The sequence below is a fragment of the Pseudomonas sp. NPDC088444 genome (genome assembly GCF_044900175.1).
Classification (GTDB): Bacteria; Pseudomonadota; Gammaproteobacteria; order Pseudomonadales; family Pseudomonadaceae; genus Aquipseudomonas.
On the sequence record NZ_JBJDNK010000003.1, the window covers coordinates 258780 to 279145 of the forward strand.

Here is a 20366-nt window from a genome sequence, read left to right on the forward strand (position 1 = left end):
ACTGGCTCCCGCCACGGTTCAGCGGGGGCTACTTATTTCGGATGGCACTCGCCGTCGCTCCAGGTCGCCTTGTCCAGAGGGGTCAGGCCCGGGATCACGAAGGCGGTGCAGGCGAACTTGCGACCACGGGCGGTGGTGGCGTCGTAGCTCAGCTTCTGACCACCCAGCGCGTTCTGTTGCGCGTATTGCACGTTGGTGACGGTGATTTCGTCAGAGGATGCCAGGCCCAGCGTCTTGGCGGTGGTGGTCTGCATTTCGGTCATGTTGACCTGCGCCGAGCCACACGCGGACAGCAACACGCTCACCCCTGCAATGGCCAGGGCGCGCAATTTCCATGTAGTCATTTTCCATCTCCATCCCAAAGTAAGTTCCCGCGCGGGCGCACGGGAAATATCAACGTCTCGTTATAAATTTTTGAGTCGGCATCGACAGGATCTGATGTTCCGGCAGGCGTCGAGGCAGAGACGATAGGGCGATTGGACGGGCATCGCAATAACGAATGGATCCAATAGTTGTGACGCTGTTCTCAATTTTGAAACGGTTAGTGGCACGTTGCTATTAAATATGATTGCACAGAAAAGCACGTTCAACTGTGTTCAGCTCTGTTCAACAACGTTCAAGGCGCCCCAAACACCATCGTCCAGTAAATGCCCAGATCGCTGCGGGTGTTGGTGGCGTACGCAGCGCCCACCTGGGTAAACATCGGGTTCATCAGGTTGGCGCAATGGCCAGGGCTGGCCAGCCAGCTTTGCATGGCCTGGCTCGGTGAGCCTTGGCCAGCAGCAATATTTTCGCCGACCTGACGACCTCGATAACCCGCCACGCGGGCGCGGTCGTAAGGGGTATCGCCGTCCGGGTCCTGATGAGCGAAGTAATTTTCGTTGGCCATCGCCCGGCTATGGCCTTGCGCGGCAGAGCCCAGAGCGTTGCTCCAGCTCAGCGGGCGAGCGGCAGCAAAACGCCGATATCCGCACATACGGGGCTTGGCGCGCGCGGCGTTGACTTGAGCCAGCAGGCTTTTATCGGCGGAGCGGACATCGGCCAAATGTGAGTCGAGCAGCGGTTTGGCGAGTACCACTTGCCATTGCCCGCCGTAACGGCTGACGCCGATGTCGGCGGCCTGGTCGTCGAGCAGCGTGTCGCAATATTCCCGTTGCAGCATGACGAACGCAGCGTTGGCATCTCTGGCGCCGACCAGTTGAACACTCTGCACGCTGGCCGCTTGATAACCGGATTCCTTCAGCCCCTCACGCAGGCTGCCTGAATAACCGACCGGCAGCGCCACCGTCGCTTTCATCGACAAGGGGGCCATGGCAGGAGAAACACGCCCGTCACACCGCTGGGGATGTGCGCGGTAGCTGTTGATCGCCTGGACCAACTGGCGTTCGCCATCGGCATGGGCGGTCGGGGTGAGGGCGTACAGGGAAGAAGCGAGGCAGAGCAGGGCAACGCGGGACGGGCGAACGAATGGACGCATGGGACGAACAGCTCGACAGGACGAACGAAATGAAAGCGCCCGATTCAGGGCGCGGATAGGACTGTGGTTTTGGGGGCAAGTTGCAACGTGAGAAAAAAATCCTGTCGCGCTGATCGCGACTCGCTTCATTTCAATTTTGAAACGATAGCTTTCTGATGATTCTATTTTGAAATTTTCGAGTCCTCGATACAGTTCTCCCACACCGCAACAACTTACCCAATCAAGGTTCAGGAGATACATCATGACTCGCACAAACGAAGGCAAACTGGCAGGCAAAATCGCACTGGTCACTGGCGGCACCACTGGCATCGGCCTGGCCACCGCCAAACGTTTCGCTGAAGAAGGCGCTCACGTTTACATCACCGGCCGCCGTCAGGCAGAACTCGACGCCGCCGTCGCCGCCGTCGGCAACGCCACGGGTGTTCAGGTCGACTCGACCCAACTGGAACAACTGGATGCGCTGTACGAGAAAATCGGCAGCGAAAAAGGCCGTCTTGACGTGCTCTTCGCCAACGCCGGGGGCGGTTCGATGCTGCCGCTGGGCGACATCACCGAATCCCACTACGACGACACTTTCGATCGCAATGTGAAAGGCGTGCTGTTCACCGTTCAAAAGGCGCTGCCACTGCTGGCCAGGAATGCTTCGGTGATCCTGACCGGTTCTACTGCCGCCAGCTCCGGCACCCCGGCGTTCAGCGTGTACTCGGCCTCGAAGGCCGCCGTCCGGGCCTTCGCTCGCAGCTGGATTCTGGACCTGAAAGACCGCAACGTGCGCATCAACACCCTCAGCCCTGGCGCGACCAAAACCCCGGGCCTGGTGGACCTGGCCGGCCCTGATGCGGCTCAGCAACAAGGTCTGCTCGATTACCTGGCCTCGCAAATCCCGATGGGTCGTGTCGGTGAGCCGGTGGAAATCGCCAATGCGGCAGTGTTCCTGGCCTCTGAAGATGCCAGTTTCGTCAACGGCATCGAATTGTTCGTCGACGGTGGTCAGGCTCAGATCTGATCGTCAGAGCAGCGCTGTGACTGACTAAAAGGGCCAGGAGAAATCCTGGCCCTTTTTGCATCGAATGGACGCGAATGCATTCACGAAGCCGGGGCCACCCTCATCTGCGCCGCCAGGCCGTTGCCGTTGATCTTGATCTTCAAACGCGGTGTCTGGGCTGTGGCGTAAAAAGATCAACGGCACCGCTCTGCCGGTCACTGCAAGTCATTCACAAACGGCATCAACGGCCCGTCGCTGGGGCGGCGGCCAGTGGCGCCGACAGCGTTGAGCATCACCTCCTGATCCTTGGCCCGTGGCGTGCTGGAGTTGGCATCGACCGGCCGCACCACCACCGAATTGCCGTCACCCACCTCGCCTTGAGCAATGGTCAACGACGGATGATCGAACGGTGCCTGTTCCCACGCCACGCGAGGGTCGGTCAGGCCCACTTCCATGAAACGCACCAACGCATCGATTTCACCCGGCGTGAGGTTCAGCGCCGTCATGTCCGGGTCCAGATTCGACGCGTTGTGCTGATTGACACTCGGATGATCGAAGCCGCTGGTGTTGCTGGCGTCCTGACCCCGACGATCACCCCCACGATTGTAGAATTCCACCACCTGTTTGAGCGTCGAGCGACTGCCGTTGTGGAAATACGGGCCGGTGAGCGCAATGTTGCGCAGCGTCGGTGTCTTGAAGGCGCCGTCCACCGAGTCGCGAAACCCGACGTTGGGTTTGAGCGTGGCATCGCATGGCACGGCAGGACTCAACGGCGCCTCGAATTTACACACATCGACCTCGAACGGATCGGGCACGCTCAAGCCCTGCAACAGCGTGTTGTACTGACGGGTGAAAGACAGCGGATTGCCCCAGGCGTCGCTGCCACCCAACGCCAGGTCTTCTTCGGTGGGGCGCACGCCCGTGTTGTAGAAACCGTTGTCGTACAGGGTGATCAGGCCGTCCGCCATGACCATGCGTTCGATACGTTCCCGAGGCTCCAGACGCAGGCGTGTCGCCGCATTGGTCATTTCAGGCCCGGCATGGCAGGCCACGCATTTGCCTTTGCCGGTGAACAGGTTCATGCCTTCCACGGCCTGAGCGTCCATCGCCTGGGTGTTGCCTTGCAGGTAGGCGTCCAGCGGCGTCTGATCGGACACCAGCGTCGATTCGTAGAGCTGAATCGCCAGGCCGAAGAACAGCGGAAAGTTGGCCTCGATCTGGGCGTAGTCCACCCCGCCCAGTGACACCGGCTGTGTGGCGTTCCACAGCCGGGGATGGAATGCAGCCTTGATCATGTCGCGATAGGACGGACGCCGCACGGCAATCGACGACAGCACCGAATCGTTGGTCGCGATGCGCTGATGACTGAGGACCAGCGAGTCCAGCATGCGACGACCGATGTCGGCGAAAGTACGTCCGCCGCACGACATTTCCACCGGGCTGCCAGGAGGGCCGACGGCCTGCGACGCAGCGGAGGCGTCATTGAGCGCCAGGCGAACCTTGCTCGCCACACCGGCGCTGCGCTCGGTGGTGACGAAAATCGCCGCGTCCGGATCGCGGTTGCCAAAGGGCGAGAAGCCGTTGAACACGTTATTGGCCCGGCCATCCCAGAAATTGCGCACGTTGAACGCCGCGTTGATCACCGTCGGTGCGTTGCGCCCGGTGCTGCGTCGGACGCTGACTTTATTGACCGCGAACAGCGCGTCAGTCTGCTGGGTGCAGCGGTCGAACCGGGGCTGACGCGGGCGTACGTAGTTGGCTTCGAACACGCCCTGAGAACCCACCACATCGTCGGTCGAATAGAGGATCGCCGAGTTGCGGTCCAGCGGATCGGCCAAAACGTGGGTGGGGAAGTCGGTTTTTTTCAGCGCGTAGTTGGGGCCGCCCTTGCCGCCGGACAGGGTGCCGTAGGAGGGCACGTCGCCTGGAATGTTCGGCGCAATGAACGGCTTGTTGAACAGCGATGCCACGTTGAGGTTGATGTGCGCCTGGCCCGGATTGAGCTGGTTGACGCTGCGGTGATCGACCCCCGCGTGATAGTGGCACGACGCGCAGGCGGTGAAGCCGTCGCTGCCGAAGTCCTGATCCCAGAACATCGCTTTGCCGAGGCGAATGGCGGCGTCGCGATTGAGGACGAAGTCGCCCATCAGGTCCACCTTGCGCCCGCCTTCGGTGCCGGACGGATCGGGTGGAGTCAGTCCGCGCATGGATTGCAGGGTTGGGATATCCGGTGCGGGATCGACCACTTCCACAGGGGTGGCGGCGTGGGCGAGGCTCATGAGTGCGCCGATCAGACTGCCCGTCAGGGCCGTTGTCAGACGCAGGGACCGAAAGCTGATCAGGTCATTCATGATATCGACACTCTATCAATGAGCGGTTGTTGTTATGGGTAAAACTCAGGCGCAAAAGAACAGCGTTCTGCGAGAATTAAACGCAGACGGAGCAGAGATAAATATGTCAGTCGTGCACCGTTGTCTTAACGGACGAAGTGCCACTGAGGGTGAATGTAGCGCGGTCATTAAAAAATGGAAGATACATTTTGAATTATTTTTCGTCAGGTGATTAACGGTCTGAAAGTGGGGAAAGTGTGCGCGAGGCACGATGTATTGGGTGAGATTTTCCCCGCATTTGGGGGACGCGTTGCAGTATGAAATGGCCGCGGTTAAGCCTTAACCAGCTGTTTTTAAAAGAGTGTTTTTTGTCGTGAGTTCATGGTGTTTGAGTTTGGCAGATTAATTGCTGATACGAAATCTATGGAATGTAGATAGAAGGCTGAGCATTCGTCGCCCGTCACGGAGTGTGAAGAAAACAGTGCATTTGTTTAAGCGGTTTTATTGAGGCGGCGCTGAAGTAACGATGTAGCGGTTGTGTGCAGGCACACGGAGCGAGCTATTGTCAGCACCTTGCGTTAGTTGAGAAAAATACCGGCAGAATTATGACCGAGTGGTCTTGTCATTGATTGTCCAACGCAGCCAGAGACACAAAACACTGCTTTAATGATTGTTCATCGCCGTCCCGTGCGGCCGGTGGCCAGCCGACAATCAATGAGGAAGTGCCCTGATGACCCGTCTCACCGCGAAGGATTTCGCCCCGGAACTGCTCGAACTGTACGACTTCTACGTGCACGGCAAAATCAACCGACGGGAATTCCTCGACCGTGCTGCCGTGTTCGCCCTGGGCGGGTTGACCGCCACCGCGATCCTGGCGTCCCTGAGCCCCAATTACGCGCTGGCCGAGCAGGTCGAGTTCACCGACCCCGATATCGTCGCCGAATACATCACCTACCCCTCGCCCAAAGGCAACGGTCAGGTTCGGGGGTATCTGGTGCGTCCCGCCAAAGCCTCGGCCAAGGTGCCCGCGGTATTGGTGGTGCACGAGAACCGTGGTTTGAACCCCTACATCGAAGACGTGGCGCGGCGCGTGGCCAAAGCCGGGTTCGTCGCGCTGGCGCCGGATGGCCTCTCTTCGTTGGGCGGTTATCCGGGCAATGACGACAAGGGGCGTGAATTACAGCAGAAGGTCGATCCGGAGAAGCTGATGAACGATTTCTTCGCCGCAATCGAATGGTTGATGGCGCATCACGCATCGACGGGCAAGGTCGGCATCACCGGGTTCTGCTATGGCGGGGGCGTGGCCAACGCTGCCGCAGTCGCCTATCCGGAACTGGCGGCTGCCGTTCCTTTCTACGGCAGGCAGCCAAAAGCCGAGGACGTAGCACGCATCAAGGCACCGTTGCTGTTGCATTACGCCGAACTCGACAAACCCATCACTGACGGTTGGCCCGCCTACGAGGCTGCGCTGAAAGCGGCAGGCAAAACCTACGAAGCGCACATCTACAAGGGGGCCAACCACGGGTTTCATAATGACTCGACGCCGCGCTATGACGAAGCCGCGGCGAAGCTGGCGTGGGACCGCACGATCGCCTGGTTCAATAAATACCTCGTTTGATTATGCGGTGTGTTATCGACATGCCAGTGCGTTTGGCACCGTACATTCGTCTGGCATGTATACAATAAGAGGGTCACAAAAGTGACGCCAGAAAAGTGAAGTATTTCCGCCGGTCATCCAACTTTGGATCCGTCTTGTCCTAAAGGCTGCTACTGTTATGTTTAACCGACATGTCCATTGCGTGACGCGTGGCCTGACAGTAAAAGCGGCTGGAAAGTTCAATGTTTTACATGAGGGTGCGGGCGAACGCACACTTTGAGTGTTCCTGAAAGCACCGGCGCAGGGCCGTTGTGTCAAGGTGAAACCCTTCATTGACTCGCCAGCTTTGTGAAAGTTTAGGAAAATTTCAAGTTGTTAAAATCGTTATAAAATCTTTTGCAAAGCGTTTTTTATCTGCTAATAATCTTCCCTGTTTCGGGCACTAAGGATTGCTGCGTTTTCACAGTGAAGTGAACATCGAATCGTTTCTCCGATCGTCTCCGTCCGTTCATTACTACAACTTTCGAGCGACTTCCGCCCCTGCGGTCGAAGTACGCTGCCGTGCGGCGCATGCAGATGCGCGGGAGGAATATGAATGGCTCGAGCTCATCCCCAACTCAAGGTACTGTCGATCTTCGGCACACGCCCTGAAGCCATCAAGATGGCCCCCCTGGTCAAGGCGCTGGAAGCCGAACAGGGCATCGATTCAAAGATCTGCATTACCGGTCAGCACCAAAGCATGCTGCAGCAGGTGCTGGACATGTTCGAGCTCAAAGCCGATTACACACTCGACGTGATGACCCCCGGCCAAACGCTGAACACCCTGACGGCGGCCCTCTACGCCGCGATCGATCCGGTGCTCGACGAGGTGCAACCCGACAAAGTGCTGGTACACGGCGACACCACCTCGGCGATGGTCGCGGCCATGTCAGCGTTTCATCGGCGCATTCCGGTGGCGCACGTTGAAGCGGGTCTGCGCACCGGAGACATTCACCAGCCGTGGCCGGAAGAGATGAACCGCCGCAGCATTGATCTGATCGCCGATCACCTGTTCACGCCGACCGCCGAGTCCCGTCGAAATGTGCTGGGCGAACGCCTGCAAGGCACTTCGTTCGTGACCGGCAACACGGTGATCGATGCGTTGAAAATGACCGCCGAGCGCATCGACAAGAATCGTCAGTTGCGCGTGGCGCTGGACCGTCAGTTCAGCTTTCTTGACCCGCAACGCAAGCTGTTACTGGTCACCGGCCATCGTCGGGAAAACTTCGGCGAGGGTTTTCTGGACATCTGCCAGGCGCTGCGCACGCTGTCCAGCCGCGATGACATTCAGATCGTCTACCCGGTGCACCTGAACCCCAACGTATTGGGGCCGGTGACCGAGCGTTTGGGCGGGCTGCCCAACGTCCACCTGATCAAGCCGCTGGACTACCTGTCGTTCGTGCGTCTGATGCAGTTGGCCCACGTGGTGCTGACCGACTCCGGCGGCGTGCAGGAAGAAGCGCCGTCCCTGGGCAAGCCGGTGCTGGTCATGCGCGACGTCACCGAGCGTCCCGAAGCCGTGGCGGCGGGGACGGTTCGTCTGGTGGGCACCGATCCTGACACCATCGTGCGCGGCGTCTGCGCGCTGTTCGACGACGAACAGTTGTGGCGCATGGCCTCGCGCTCGGCCAACCCCTATGGCGATGGCAAGGCGTGCGCGCGCATTGTCGACGCCCTGATGGGGCGGCCTGTGGACGAGTTCGTGGTGGAAACGCCCGTGCCGCGACCGGAACCGACCGAGGCGCAACGCCCGGCCAAGTCACTGCGTTCGGTGTCCAGTCTGCATTAGCGACGGCACCTGACTCTGGCCTGCCGTGGTGACGGCAGCGCCTGCTGAAATTCCTGTGGGAGCGGACTGAGCCGCGAACAAGCCGCGTTGGCCCTGCCAGCCGAAGCTTCCGTTCGCCGGTCTCCCACGCCTTGTTTGCCTTGACCGAGATCTGCCTGAATGAAGTCTTCCGTAACCGTTCACACGGGGGCGCTGTTCGCCCTCGTTTGCGGCATGAGCCTGTTGGCTGCTGCACCTGCGTTCGCTGCCACCTCGACAGCGGCGGTGCCGACCGGGCTGAGTCCACTGAGTCAGGCCATCAGCCGCCTCAGCGCGGACACCCGGCAACAACGGGTCGTCGAGCTGAAGGATTTGGGTATTGACCGCCCGATCATCCTCAATGCCTCCGATGCCCGCCGCGAGTTGTACCTGCCGGTGCCCGCCGACGTGCCGCTGACTGACGCCACGCTGCAGTTCGACGCGAGCTACCTCAACGGCGAAGAGGGTCGCAATACGCTGCTGCTGTCGCTGGACGGTTACCCGGTGCGGGCGATGGGTCTGAATGCAGGGGAGGGCGATGCCAGTGTGACGTTGGGAGTCGACAAGTCGGCCCGTGAAACCGGTTCGGTACGACTGGGCATTGCCTGGTCGTCGATCATTTCGCGGATTCAGTGCGAAGACGAACGCGCCATCGGCAACGTCCTGCGTATCGCACCGGACACCCGGCTGAGTTACAGCTTCGACGCCAGTCAGTTGCATGACCTCGGCGCAGCATGGAATGCGCTGCCGGGCAAACCGGGGATTCTGGTGGCACCCGGTTCACTGTCCAGCGCCAGCTATGACGCCGCGTGGCGTCTGGGCGTGGCCCTTGAACGCATCGGCAAACAGGCGCGTATCGTGCCGTTTCCGTCGGTCAAGGACAGCATTGACCTGAGCGGTGTGAGCATCCCCGCCGAGCTGAAACAGATTCCGGCCTTCGCTGCCCTCGATGGCAAGGGCCTGCACACCCTGGATGATCCGGCGCAGATCGGTGCGCTGCTAATGCTGGGGCAGACCCCGGCGTTCAACGCCGATCTGGCGGTCAGTGATCCGGCGCTGCTCAAGGCGGTCAACGAGTCACTGGACGCACTGCAACGACAGATTCAAAGCTTGGATGCGGGCGCAAACGGCGCGTTCAATCAATGGCGCGAGCGTCATGTCAATGGCGCGCTGAACGCTTCGGGCAGCGACAACGTACGCTTGGCGATGCTGGGTGCGCACCCGCTGCTGATGATCAATCAGGACGCCGCCACCCAGGCGATTGGCCTATTCAGCACAGCCTGGAACAAGCTGGCCCGCACCCGCCAGTTGACCGTCGGTGAAGAAGCCAACATGCCGTTGAGCGACGATGGCCGCGTGGCGTTGACGCGCTTGGGCGGCAAACCGGGCAGTGTCGATGTACTGGCCAAAGCCGACTGGAGCGCAAGCTTTCCGCTGGGCACCGTGGCCTATGACGGGCGCGTGCCAGTCAGTGCAGCTATCGATGTCGCGGCAGCGCCGGGCGCATCGGGTACGCCGCCGGTGGCCAGCCTATTCCTCAACGACTACCTGATCGGCGCTGCGCAACTGACCGCCGACGGTCAGAAACAGCGCATCGAAGCGCGTATTCCCCGCTATGCGCTGGCGGCGCAGAACACTGTGCGCGTGTCGTTCCAGCGTCAGCCGGTGAGCGATCTGTGCCGTGAAACCCCGCAAGCGTTCCCGGTCTCGATTCTGCCCAGCAGCCACGTGACGCTGGACAAGATCGGTCTGGACGGCGACTTCTCCGGCATGGCCGCGCGTTATGCAGCGGGCACGCAAGTGGTGGTGCCGCAGGGCTATCTTGATCGTCCGGCGAGCAGCCTGCCGCACGTCATCCGCATCGCCAGCGCCAGCGGTGTGTCGCCGTTGCGTGCTGACCTCAACGTAACCACTGACGCGCAGTCCGCCATTTCGCCAGACAAGGCATTCCTCGCGTTTGAAGTGCCAGTCAAGGGCAGCGACGAATCCCTGCAAGTGGACGCCCAAGGCCATCTGCTGATTCACCACAAAGAGCAAACCCTGCTGGACTTGAAATCGCTGAATCATCTTGCGGCGCTGCAAGTGGTCGAGTCTGGCAGCCAGCACGGCATGGTCTATCGCACCTTGGGCGGGCAGGGGCCTAACTTCGAGCGGCCGGTGTTGCTGGAACGTGGCAATGTCACGGTGCTGGGCGACAACGGCCCGCTGACTACCTTCGATGCCAAGGACCCGACCGGCAGCCAGATGATCGACGATGACGAACCGAAAGGCTTCGACGCGTGGCGCAAACCGTCGGCGCTGTGGCTGATCCCGGCCGCCGTGATCGGTTTCATCGTCCTGCTGCTGGCTGGCCGTCGTGCCCGTCGCAAGCGCCAGTAACGGGAGCCGCGATGACCTCGCTTTATTGGCCGTACTGGCTGGCCCATTACTACAGCGCGCTGGAGGTCGCGACCATTGTGGTCGCGACCATCATCCTGGTCTCCAGCCTGGACGATCTGTTCATCGACCTGTGGTACTGGGCGCGGCGCATTTATCGCAAGTTCACTGCCGAGCGGCGTTATCGGCCGCTGACCACCGAGCAGTTGATGGCCCGCGACGAACAGCCGCTGGCGATCATGGTGCCGGCGTGGTTGGAGTACGACGTCATCGCGCCGATGATCGAGAACATGGTGTCGACGCTGGACTACCAGAACTACGTGGTGTTCGTCGGCACTTACGTCAACGATCAGCGCACCATTGATGAAGTCGAGCGCATGCGTCGGCGTTACAAACAGTTGCATCGCGTCGAAGTGCCCCACGCCGGGCCGACCTGCAAGGCCGACTGCCTGAACTGGGTGATTCAGGCGATTTTTCTCTACGAGAAAACCCACGGCGTGACCTTCGCCGGGGTGGTGCTGCACGACAGTGAAGACGTGCTCCACCCGCTGGAAATGCGCTTGTTCAACTACCTGCTGCCGCGCAAGGACATGATCCAGTTGCCGGTAGTGTCGCTGGAGCGCAACTGGTACGAGTGGGTTGCCGGGACTTACATGGACGAGTTCGCCGAATGGCACGGCAAGGACCTGGTGGTACGCGAGAGCCTGAGCGACAGCGTGCCGTCGGCGGGTGTCGGCACCTGCTTCTCGCGCCGCGCGTTGCAGGTGCTGGCCGACGAAACCCACAACCAGCCATTCAACACCGACAGCCTGACCGAAGACTACGATGTCGGCGCACGCCTGGCCCGTTATGGCATGAGTGCGATCTTTGTGCGCTTCCCTGTGCAGTACCGTGTGCTGCGCAAGTCGTGGTTCCGCGAGCCGTACGAGTCGACGCTGGAAATGCCGTTGTGCGTGCGTGAGTTCTTTCCCGACACCTTCCGTACGGCGTTTCGGCAAAAGGCGCGCTGGACCCTCGGCATCGGCCTGCAAGGCTGGGAGCAGATGGGCTGGAGTGGGTCGCTCGCCAACCGTTACTTGCTGTTTCGCGACCGCAAGGGCGTGGTCACCTCGTTCGTCAGCATCATCGCCTACGTGATCCTCGCCCAGTTGCTGGCGCTGATCGTGCTGCGGGCCAGCGGCCTGTGGAACACCAGTTTCCCGACCCCATTCGACACCAACGGCTGGGTGGGTTTTCTGCTGGCGGCCAACGGCGTCGCGCTGCTGTGGCGCATGGCTCATCGTTGTTACTTCACCACGATCATTTACGGCTGGCAGCACGGCCTGTTGTCGATGCCGCGCATGGTGGTGGGCAACTTCGTCAACTTCATGGCCGCCGCCCGGGCCTGGCGCCTGTTTCTGGTGGGCAAGCTGCTCAACCGCAAGCTGGTCTGGGACAAGACCATGCACGACTTCCCGTCCACCGATCTGGTCGCCCGGGCGCCGCGCAAACTGGGCGGCGTGCTGCTGTCGTGGCAGGCGATCAACGACGAAAAACTGCAAAGCGCGCTGGATGAACAGCAGACCCGGCAGATGCCGTTGGGGCGCATTTTGCTCAGCCGCGGCTGGCTCGATGACGAGACCCTGGCCGAAGCCATCGCGTTTCAGAATGACCTGCCGCGGGTCTTCGACGTCGCCGCCAAAGTGCAGCCGCAATCCTCGTTGGCCGATGAATTCTGCCTGCGCTGGCGTGTGGTGCCGCTGGCGCTGGACATCCAAGGGCGCCCGGAAATTGCTGTGGCCAGCCCGCTGTCCGAAGAGGGTTTGCAGCAACTCACCGAGCAGATGGGCGTGGAACCTGTGCAGTTGATCGCCCGAGAGAGCGAGATCATCGAGCAACTGCGGCGTCTGGATGTCGTCGCCGGTCAGCCCCTGCCAGCCGCTACGCCGCTGCTGGGCGAGTTGCTGATCGATCAGGGCTTGCTCGACCGCGTCACTTTCGAAAAGGCGATGCTTGGCTATCGCCCGCACATGCACGGCCGTATCGGCGACTACCTGGTGGACCTTGGCGTGCTGTCACGCGAGGCCATCGAGCAGGCCGTGGCTCGTCAGCATCGTGATTACCGCCATTCCTCACCGGACGCATCCTCGGAGCAGCCCTCATGAGACTTCCGATTTTTCTGGGCCTGAGCGTCCTGCCTGCGCTGTGTTACGCCGGTACCACCTCGACCGCAGCGCCGCAAATCCTGCCGCTGGCACTGACCGGCCCGGCGTTCGAAATCGCCAACGAGGCGTACGCCGCCTACAACGACAAGAACTACGACCTGGCGATTGCCAAGGCTCAGGAAGCCTTGCGCCAACGCAGTGACGTCGATCGCCTGCGCAAGTTGATCCAGTTGGCCGAGCGCGACAAGGACCGCCGCGATCATCCCGAGCGCTATCCTGGCAACAGGAAGGGCTTTCAGAACGGTGACCGTTCGCTGCGTGCCTACGCCAATGGCGATTACGACCACGCCGTCGACTATGCCCGTCGCGCCATCGTCGAGTCTCCAAAGAATCCTGATTACCGGATGATGCTGATCGAGGCGCTGCAACGTCAGCAGCGTCTGGATGAGGCCGAGGCAGCAATCAACGAAGCGGTGGCGGTGCTCGGTGAGTCGCCGCAACTGACGCGACGCCGCGAGGCGATCAACGAACAACGAGCGGTCAACATCGCCGCAGCAGGCTATGCGTCGCTTGCCCGTGGCGACAACGACGCGGCGGTCAGTTATGCCCGTGATGTGGTGCGTCGCTTTCCGAATCAGATCGCTTATCGCCGTTTGTTGGTCAGCGCGTTGATCGCTCAAGAGCAATACGCCGCGGCCCGGTCGGCGGCCACCGAAGCGCTGGCCTTGAACGGCAACGATGCGCCGCTGTTGGCCCAACGTGGGCAGATGCGCATGCGCCTGGGCGACAAGAACGGCGCGCAACAGGATTTCAGCCAGGCATTGGCGGTTGGCACCTTGCCGCTGCGTGATCAGGCTTCGCTTTACGCTGCGTTGGGGCAACCCAAAGAGGCGCTGGCGTGCATGCAGCAGGCTCGCGCCAAGGGCCAGTTGAAGCCCGGTGATGAAGTGCAGATCGCCTACTTTTTGATGCAGGCAGGGGATGATCGGGGCGCGCTGGACGAATTCCAGCGCGTCGATCGTTCCAAGGGGTTGACCCCCAAAGAGACTCAAGATGCGGCCTACACGGCCATGCGTGCTCCGAACGACGGGCAGGCCATTGCTTATTTCAAGCGTGTGCTGGACTACCAAAAAACCGGCGATTTGCAGATGCCCGATCAACAGGTGTTCGACACCCGACGTGCGGTATCCGACCTGTCACGGGTCTGGGGTGTGACCAACACCACGACGTATCGCGGCGCGAGCACCAATAACGGTTTGAGTGGTGCGCCGAGCAGCAGCAACGACAGCCTGCAAAACAGCACGGAAATCTTCTGGCGCCCTGAAGGCTATCGCGATGCCCGATTCGTCGAACTCTACGGGCGCGTCACCGACACGCTGTGGAACAAGGAAAGCGGCAACGACAAAGGGCTGGATGCCTTGCAAGGAGCGGTGGGTATTCGCGTCAAGCCGTTCACTGAGTACAACGTGATGGCCGCGTTCGAGCGCACGTTCCCGCTGGCAGGCAGCAATGTCAGCGGCGACTGGCTGGTGCGTCTGGGCTATGGATCGAGCGTTGGCACCGACCTGCGTGTCGACGTGCCGAGCTGGTGGACGTCACAGTTCTACGCCGAAGGCGGGCGCTACCTGCGCGACAAGCGCAACTACTTCAACAGCGAATGGCAACTGGGCCGCAGCATCCGTCTGGACCGCATCAGCCCGCGTCTGGTCATCTTCCCGCACGCCGTGCTGGCGGCGGATTACGACTCGAAGATGCACAGTGAAGTCGATACCAACGGTCGCACGCGCACCTCATCCGATAACGCGGGCGGGGCGGGTGTGGGGATTGGCGTGCGTTACTGGTTTCGTGAAACGAAGCACAAGGCGCCACAGTCATACATCGACTTCTCGGTGCAATACCGCGAGAAGATTTTTGGTGATGACAGCGCGCAGGGCGTGTTCGCGCGCATGACGTATTCCTGGTGAGGCGAGTGAGATGTCACGACTGCTGAGAATGTCGCTGGCGGCGCTGTTGATCGGCGCGGTGGGGGTGGCGGTCGATGCGCTGTACGAACTGGGGCAGGGGCTGCGTCCGGACATCGTCGGCGTGGTCTGGCAGCCGGACAATGCCACGGTGGGTATTCAGGGCGAGTGGCAGAAGCTTGGTGTTCGGGAGCTGTTAGTGCAATGGACGGCGGTGGACGGGCAGTCGTTCGTCGCCGGATCCGGGCTGCCGGAAGTGCCGGTGCTACCGGATTGGGCGCGCATCGCCAAGGAGCCGTGGGCGCAGGATACGATCGTCGGGCTGGCGGGTTTCTTCAGTGAAAATCGCTCGCGGGACAACATCGAAGAACTGGCCACGCTGTCCGAGCGAATGGCACAGGTGAAGACGCCGTTGAATGTGACCGGCTGGTATTTTCCGGCGGAAGTCGATCCCGGTTGGACCCGCGCCAAAGAACTGCCCGCATTGTTGGCGCGCTTGCCCAGGCCGTTGTGGATCAGCGTCTACGACGGCGCCAACATCGGCCCCGAGGCCACGGCAGACTGGCTGAAAAGCTGGCTGCCGGACGACATCGGCGTGTTTTTTCAGGATGGCGTGGGTGTTTATGCCCGCACTGCGCCTGTGGCCCGCACCTATGCCGATGCCTTGCGCGAAAGGCTCGGTGCGCAGCGGGTGAAGATCATCGTCGAGGCGTTTCGGCCACAGGTGGGCGGCGGGTTTCGTCCAGCCACCGTCGATGAGTTGAGGCCGCAACTGGCGGCGTATCGGGGGTATTCGCTGTACCTGTTCGATGGGCCGCATTATGTGACGCCGGAGGTGGTGGAGGGACTCTTGAAGTAGTTTTTGATTCTGGGCAAGCCACGCTCCGACGCCTTCGGCAGAGGCAGTCGCGCTCCCTGGCACCAAAATCACTCAACGCTGCCTCAATAGTGCGCATTTTTCAGGGCTGCAAAGACTTGAGTCGCTGCACAGAGCCCCGAAAACAGGCCTTCTGATCCCATGGCCCAGCTTTTGCTTTCCCAGTATTCAAACTTGGATACAAGATGGAATACCTACCATGCAAAGCCTCCCAAACCCGCTGTTCGGCTGGACCGTCAATCAATGGATCGCCGCCTATCAAACCGGTGAACTGACCCCGGCCGCACTGCTGCAATTGCGCGACGCCTACCCTGAGCAGGACACGGCCTGGATCACACTTGTCAGCCACAGCCAGCTCGATACCCAATTGGCCGACCTGAGCCAGCGCCTCGACGCAGTGAAAGGGGACATCAGCCAGTTGCCGCTGTACGGCGTGCCATTCGCGATCAAGGACAACATTGACGCAGCGGGCTGGCAGACCACGGCCGCCTGTCCAGAGTTCGGCTACACCGCCAGCGCCGATGCGTCGGTACTGGCCCGATTGCGCGCCGCTGGGGCGATCCTGATGGGCAAGACCAACCTCGATCAGTTCGCCACCGGTCTGGTCGGTACACGCTCGCCTTACGGCGCGGTGCCGAACAGCATCAATCCTGATTACGTTAGTGGCGGATCGAGTTCCGGTTCCGCTTCGGTGGTCGCCCGTGGGCTGGTGGCGTTCTCGCTGGGCACCGACACGGCAGGATCTGGTCGTGTGCCTGCGGGTTTCAACAACATCGTCGGGCTGAAACCGACCAAGGGCCGTCTGTCGAACACCGGGCTGGTTCCAGCCTGTCGCACGGTGGATTGCATCTCGATTTTCGCCCTGACCGTTGAAGACGCTGAACAGGTGGCCGGTATCGCTGAAGGCTTTGATGCCAGCGATGCTTACTCACGTGCCAACCCGCAGACCGCACCGGTCGGTTTCGCTCAGGCAGTCAAACTCGCGGTGCCCGACACACTGGAGTTCTTCGGTGATGCGCAGAGTCAGGCGGTCTACGAACAGGCGCTGTTGACCCTGAGCAAGTTGGGCGCCGAGATCACGCGCATCGACTTTTCCCCGTTCAAGGCGCTAGCGGATCAGCTGTATTACGGCTCGTGGGTCGCCGAACGCACGGTGGCGATGGAATCGATGTTCGAGTTGAACCCGGACGCAATCAATCCGGTGGTGCGCGGCATCGTCGAAAACGGCTTGGGCTACAGCGCCTGCGATGCCTACAAGGCCGAGTATTTGCGCGCAACGCTGAGCCGCAAGATCAACGACGCGTTGGTCGGATTCGATGCGTTGGTGGTGCCGACCTCCGCAACGATTCGCTCCCTTGCCGAGATGGCGGAAGAGCCAGTGCTCTATAACTCGCAGTTCGGTTACTACACCAACTTCACCAACCTTGCTGACCTGTCGGCGTTGGCATTGCCCGCCGGCTGGCGCGCCGATGGCCTGCCTGCGGGCATCACCCTGATCGCTCCGGCCTGGCATGACACGGCGCTGGCGCGTTTCGGCAAACAGTGGCAGGCGCATCTGGGCCTGACGTTGGGTGCCACCGGGCGCCCGTTGCCAGAGGCCAAGCCGGTGGCGACACCTGCCAAGGGCTGTGTGCGAGTGGCCGTGGTGGGCGCGCACCTGACCGGCATGCCGCTGAATTTCCAACTGACCACCCGCGATGCAGTGTTCGTCGAGCAGACCCTGACCGAAGGCGGCTACCGCCTCTACGCACTACCCGGTACAGTGCCGCCCAAACCGGGTCTGGCCAAGGCCGAAGGTGGCCAGTCGATCATCGTCGAGTTGTGGGACATTCCCGTGGCGCGCTTCGGTGAGTTCGTTGCCGAGATCCCGGCGCCGCTGGGCATCGGCAACCTCAAACTGATCGACGGACGCAGCGTCAAAGGTTTCATCTGCGAACCGTGGGCGCTGGCCGGTGCGCTGGACATCACGGCCTTCGGTGGTTGGCGCGCCTACATCGCCAGCCTGAAAAAGGGCTGATGGGGCTTTTCTGTGGAAGCGGGCTTGCTGGCGAATGCGGCTTGTCGGCCAATGCCTCTTTAACGGCGCCATCGCTTTCGCCAGCAAGCCGGCTCCCACAGGTTCAGTGTCAACCGCGCGACGTGATTTTGTAGAAGCCGCCTTGGTGGCGAATGAGGTCGGCAGACAACATAAAATCTCCCACAAGAATTGCGTTTATCTGGAGGCGTTCGATACGCGCCGATTCTGTAGCAGCACGGCTTGCCGGCGGTGGCGTTTGAACAGGCGCCACCGAATCCAACACGTGAGATCAATCATGCAAATCGCTCAGCCGAAAAAGACTAAGGATCGCCCGGACAACATGGTCGAGCGCATCTATCAGCAGCTCAAGGGCGATATCTTCGAATTCCGCTTGCTGCCGGGTGACCGCTTCAGCGAGAACGAAGTGGCCGAGCGTGTCGAGGCCAGTCGCACCCCGGTACGTCAGGCCCTTTACCGCCTGGAGCGGGAAGGGTATCTGGAAGTGTATTTTCGCAGCGGCTGGCAGGTGAGGGCTTTTGATTTCAATTACTTCGAAGAACTCTACGATGTGCGCATCGTGCTGGAAAACGCTGCGGTGGCACGGCTGGCATCACTGGATCTGACCGCCAACCCGGCCATCGTCGAGCTGCGAAACACCTGGCAGGTGCCTGAGGTCGCGCGTGAGCAGGATGCGGCGAGGGTCTCGGCGCTGGATGAGCGTTTTCATTGCGCGTTGTTGGAGGCAGCAGGCAATGCCGAAATGGCGCGCATGCATTACGAGATCACCGAAAAAATCCGCATCATCCGGCGCCTGGACTTCACCCAGGCGCCGCGCATCGAGGCCACCTACGCCGAGCACGGCCAGATCCTCGACGCCATTCTCCAGCGTCGTACCGAACACGCGCAGCACTTGCTGAAAAACCACATCGAAATCAGTAAAAACGAAGTGCGCAAAATCACTTTGCACCGGCTGCACATGGCCAGGCAGAACGCGGTCCTGTAGGCGCCGGAGAATCTGTTCCTACGAAACTGTCATGCCATTGAGCATCCGCCGCGCGTTGTCCGCACACCCCACGCCTTCCGGTTTGCCCTCGATCCCGGCGATGGTCGCCAGCAGTTGCACCTTGTTCTGCTCCAGACGCTGTTGCAGGGCTTCGATCTCACTGACCTTGCGCTTGAGCGCGTCGAGCAAATGATCGTACGCCCAGTCGTCCAGATTGGCAGGCAGCAGGTGTTGAATTTCTTCCAGCGAGAAACCGGCCTTCTGCGCGCGGACAATGATCGTCAGCAATAACTCGGCGTCCGGCGCGTACTCGCGATAACCATTGGCCGTGCGTTTGACGGCGTTGATCAGCCCGGCAGATTCGTAAAAGCGAATACGCGAGGCCGCAAGGCCCGTACGTTTGGCCAGTTCACCAATTCTCATCGCAGCACCTGATCGATTATTTCGGAGGGAGGGGGTTGACCTTAAAGCTGACTTTAATCTTAGGGTTGAGCCTCGGTCAATCGAGGTGACGAGATGGGAATTTTCGACAGGTTGCAGCTTCCGGGCGGTTCGGTGATCAAGAACCGCATCGCCAAGGCGGCGATGGAAGAGAACATGGCGGACGCTGATCAGGCGCCGTCCGAGGCGCTGATTCGTCTGTATCAGGCGTGGGCCGAGGGCGAGGCGGGGTTGCTGATTTCCGGCAACGTGATGATCGACGGCCGCGCCATGACGGGGCCGGGGGGCGTCGTGCTGGAAGACGACCGGCATCTGGACCGCTTCAAACGCTGGGCACAGGTGGGGCGCGCGAAGCACGCGCAATTCTGGCTGCAACTCAATCATCCCGGTCGCCAGATGCCCGCCAGTCTCGGGCAATCGACCTGGGCGCCCTCGGCGGTGGCGATGGATCTGGGCAAGATGTCTCGGCACTTCAATCCGCCGCTGGCAATGACCGAGTCGCGTATTGAAGAGGTGATCCAGCGTTTTGCCCGCGCCGCGCAACTGGCCGAGCAAGCGGGGTTTACCGGTGTGCAGATTCACGCGGCCCATGGCTACCTCATCAGTCAGTTTCTCTCGCCGCTGACCAACCAGCGTGACGATCAATGGGGTGGTTCGCTGGAGAATCGCGCCCGTCTTCTGCTGGAAGTGATCAAGGCTGTGCGAGCGGAGGTCTCGCCCCGGTTCGTGGTGGCAGTCAAGCTCAATTCGGCGGATTTTCAGCGCGGCGGGTTCTCGGCCGACGATGCCCGACAGGTGGTCGAAATGCTCAATGCATTGCCGGTGGATCTGGTGGAAATGTCTGGCGGCAGCTATGAAGCTCCGGCCATGCAGGGTGTGGCGCGGGATGGGCGGACGCTGGCGCGGGAAGCGTACTTCCTCGAATTCGCCCGCGACATTCGCGCTGTGGCGAGGATGCCGGTGATGGTCACCGGGGGCATCCGGCGTCTTGAAGTCGCCGAAACGGTCGTCGCCCATGGCGTGGACATGGTGGGTATCGGCACGGCATTGGCCATCGAACCGGACCTGCCTCGGCAATGGCAGCAGGCGCGAAACGTCATCCCCGAATTGCCGCCCATCACCTGGAAAAACAAGGCGCTGGCCTCGGTGGCCAATATGGCGGTGGTCAAGTTTCAATTGCGCAGGCTGAGCAAGGGACAAACGCCCAAGCCTGCTGTTTCACCGATCAGGGCGTTGATCGCGCAACAGATGTCGACGGTACTGCGCGCCAGGCAGTACCGCCGATGGGTTCAGGCGCGTCAGCAGGTCTGAG

The 20366-nt window shown here is 61.1% G+C and carries 14 protein-coding genes; 10 read left to right on the forward strand and 4 right to left on the reverse strand.

From position 1 onward, the window contains the following. Nucleotides 1–32: 32 nt before the first annotated feature. Together ACI2KB_RS08150 and ACI2KB_RS08155 are read right to left on the reverse strand one after the other, a co-directional pair. Complete coding sequence (locus ACI2KB_RS08150; protein WP_404633218.1) at nucleotides 33–344, reverse strand: hypothetical protein; 312 nt, start codon at nucleotides 342–344, stop codon at nucleotides 33–35. Between the two features lie 272 nt (nucleotides 345–616). Then, nucleotides 617–1477, reverse strand: a complete 861-nt coding sequence (locus tag ACI2KB_RS08155) for a CAP domain-containing protein (RefSeq protein ID WP_404633220.1) — start codon at nucleotides 1475–1477, stop codon at nucleotides 617–619. Nucleotides 1478–1718: 241 nt separating this feature from the next. On the opposite strand from ACI2KB_RS08155, the gene ACI2KB_RS08160 reads away from it, so the two are divergent. Next, on the forward strand, nucleotides 1719–2483 hold the full coding sequence (locus tag ACI2KB_RS08160) for an SDR family NAD(P)-dependent oxidoreductase (protein WP_404633222.1): 765 nt from the start codon (nucleotides 1719–1721) through the stop codon (nucleotides 2481–2483). A gap of 194 nt (nucleotides 2484–2677) precedes the next feature. On the opposite strand, the gene ACI2KB_RS08165 is transcribed toward ACI2KB_RS08160, so the two are convergent. Further along, complete coding sequence (locus ACI2KB_RS08165) at nucleotides 2678–4741, reverse strand: cytochrome-c peroxidase (RefSeq protein WP_404633574.1); 2064 nt, start codon at nucleotides 4739–4741, stop codon at nucleotides 2678–2680. Between the two features lie 781 nt (nucleotides 4742–5522). On the opposite strand from ACI2KB_RS08165, the gene yghX reads away from it, so the two are divergent. The 8 genes from yghX (at nucleotide 5523) to ACI2KB_RS08205 (ending at nucleotide 18613) form a co-directional block, all read left to right on the forward strand. Next, complete coding sequence (gene yghX / locus ACI2KB_RS08170) at nucleotides 5523–6410, forward strand: YghX family hydrolase (protein ID WP_404633224.1); 888 nt, start codon at nucleotides 5523–5525, stop codon at nucleotides 6408–6410. 574 nt (nucleotides 6411–6984) lie between these two features. Further along, on the forward strand, nucleotides 6985–8217 hold the full coding sequence (gene wecB / locus ACI2KB_RS08175; RefSeq protein ID WP_404633226.1) for a non-hydrolyzing UDP-N-acetylglucosamine 2-epimerase: 1233 nt from the start codon (nucleotides 6985–6987) through the stop codon (nucleotides 8215–8217). Nucleotides 8218–8376: 159 nt separating this feature from the next. Then, entirely contained in the window at nucleotides 8377–10614 is a 2238-nt protein-coding gene (locus tag ACI2KB_RS08180; protein ID WP_404633228.1) for a cellulose biosynthesis cyclic di-GMP-binding regulatory protein BcsB, read from the forward strand. Nucleotides 10615–10625: 11 nt separating this feature from the next. Further along, complete coding sequence (locus ACI2KB_RS08185) at nucleotides 10626–12755, forward strand: glycosyl transferase family protein (RefSeq protein WP_404633230.1); 2130 nt, start codon at nucleotides 10626–10628, stop codon at nucleotides 12753–12755. Next, entirely contained in the window at nucleotides 12752–14719 is a 1968-nt protein-coding gene (locus ACI2KB_RS08190; protein WP_404633232.1) for a tetratricopeptide repeat protein, read from the forward strand. Before ACI2KB_RS08185 ends, ACI2KB_RS08190 begins: the two co-directional genes overlap by 4 nt. Before the next feature lie 10 nt (nucleotides 14720–14729). Further along, nucleotides 14730–15575, forward strand: coding sequence for a hypothetical protein (locus ACI2KB_RS08195; RefSeq protein ID WP_404633234.1), 846 nt, complete (start codon nucleotides 14730–14732; stop codon nucleotides 15573–15575). 217 nt (nucleotides 15576–15792) lie between these two features. After that, on the forward strand, nucleotides 15793–17610 hold the full coding sequence (atzF, locus tag ACI2KB_RS08200) for an allophanate hydrolase (protein WP_404633236.1): 1818 nt from the start codon (nucleotides 15793–15795) through the stop codon (nucleotides 17608–17610). Nucleotides 17611–17905: 295 nt separating this feature from the next. Beyond that, nucleotides 17906–18613 (forward strand): GntR family transcriptional regulator, encoded by a 708-nt coding sequence (locus ACI2KB_RS08205; RefSeq protein ID WP_404633238.1) that lies wholly within the window; start codon nucleotides 17906–17908, stop codon nucleotides 18611–18613. An 18-nt stretch (nucleotides 18614–18631) separates the two neighbouring features. Here the strand turns inward: ACI2KB_RS08205 and ACI2KB_RS08210 are convergent, their stop codons facing one another. Continuing rightward, nucleotides 18632–19036, reverse strand: a complete 405-nt coding sequence (locus tag ACI2KB_RS08210; protein ID WP_404633240.1) for a MerR family transcriptional regulator — start codon at nucleotides 19034–19036, stop codon at nucleotides 18632–18634. A gap of 93 nt (nucleotides 19037–19129) precedes the next feature. Here ACI2KB_RS08210 and ACI2KB_RS08215 point away from each other — a divergent pair, with 93 nt between their 5' ends. Continuing rightward, nucleotides 19130–20365, forward strand: a complete 1236-nt coding sequence (locus tag ACI2KB_RS08215) for an NADH:flavin oxidoreductase/NADH oxidase family protein (RefSeq protein ID WP_404633242.1) — start codon at nucleotides 19130–19132, stop codon at nucleotides 20363–20365. Nucleotide 20366 lies beyond the last annotated feature (1 nt).

Excerpts from the sequence above, each read along its gene's own strand:
- ACI2KB_RS08190 (WP_404633232.1), top strand. The coding sequence starts at position 12,752 with ATGAGACTTCCGATTTTTCTGGGCCTGAGCGTCCTGCCTGCGCTGTGT.
- atzF (WP_404633236.1), top strand. The coding sequence starts at position 15,793 with ATGCAAAGCCTCCCAAACCCGCTGTTCGGCTGGACCGTCAATCAATGG.
- ACI2KB_RS08195 (WP_404633234.1), top strand. The coding sequence starts at position 14,730 with ATGTCACGACTGCTGAGAATGTCGCTGGCGGCGCTGTTGATCGGCGCG.
- ACI2KB_RS08180 (WP_404633228.1), top strand. The coding sequence starts at position 8,377 with ATGAAGTCTTCCGTAACCGTTCACACGGGGGCGCTGTTCGCCCTCGTT.
- wecB (WP_404633226.1), top strand. The coding sequence starts at position 6,985 with ATGGCTCGAGCTCATCCCCAACTCAAGGTACTGTCGATCTTCGGCACA.
- ACI2KB_RS08205 (WP_404633238.1), top strand. The coding sequence starts at position 17,906 with ATGCAAATCGCTCAGCCGAAAAAGACTAAGGATCGCCCGGACAACATG.
- ACI2KB_RS08165 (WP_404633574.1), bottom strand. The coding sequence starts at position 4,741 with ATGAGCCTCGCCCACGCCGCCACCCCTGTGGAAGTGGTCGATCCCGCA.
- ACI2KB_RS08215 (WP_404633242.1), top strand. The coding sequence starts at position 19,130 with ATGGGAATTTTCGACAGGTTGCAGCTTCCGGGCGGTTCGGTGATCAAG.
- yghX (WP_404633224.1), top strand. The coding sequence starts at position 5,523 with ATGACCCGTCTCACCGCGAAGGATTTCGCCCCGGAACTGCTCGAACTG.
- ACI2KB_RS08155 (WP_404633220.1), bottom strand. The coding sequence starts at position 1,477 with ATGCGTCCATTCGTTCGCCCGTCCCGCGTTGCCCTGCTCTGCCTCGCT.
- ACI2KB_RS08160 (WP_404633222.1), top strand. The coding sequence starts at position 1,719 with ATGACTCGCACAAACGAAGGCAAACTGGCAGGCAAAATCGCACTGGTC.
- ACI2KB_RS08185 (WP_404633230.1), top strand. The coding sequence starts at position 10,626 with ATGACCTCGCTTTATTGGCCGTACTGGCTGGCCCATTACTACAGCGCG.
- ACI2KB_RS08210 (WP_404633240.1), bottom strand. The coding sequence starts at position 19,036 with ATGAGAATTGGTGAACTGGCCAAACGTACGGGCCTTGCGGCCTCGCGT.
- ACI2KB_RS08150 (WP_404633218.1), bottom strand. The coding sequence starts at position 344 with ATGACTACATGGAAATTGCGCGCCCTGGCCATTGCAGGGGTGAGCGTG.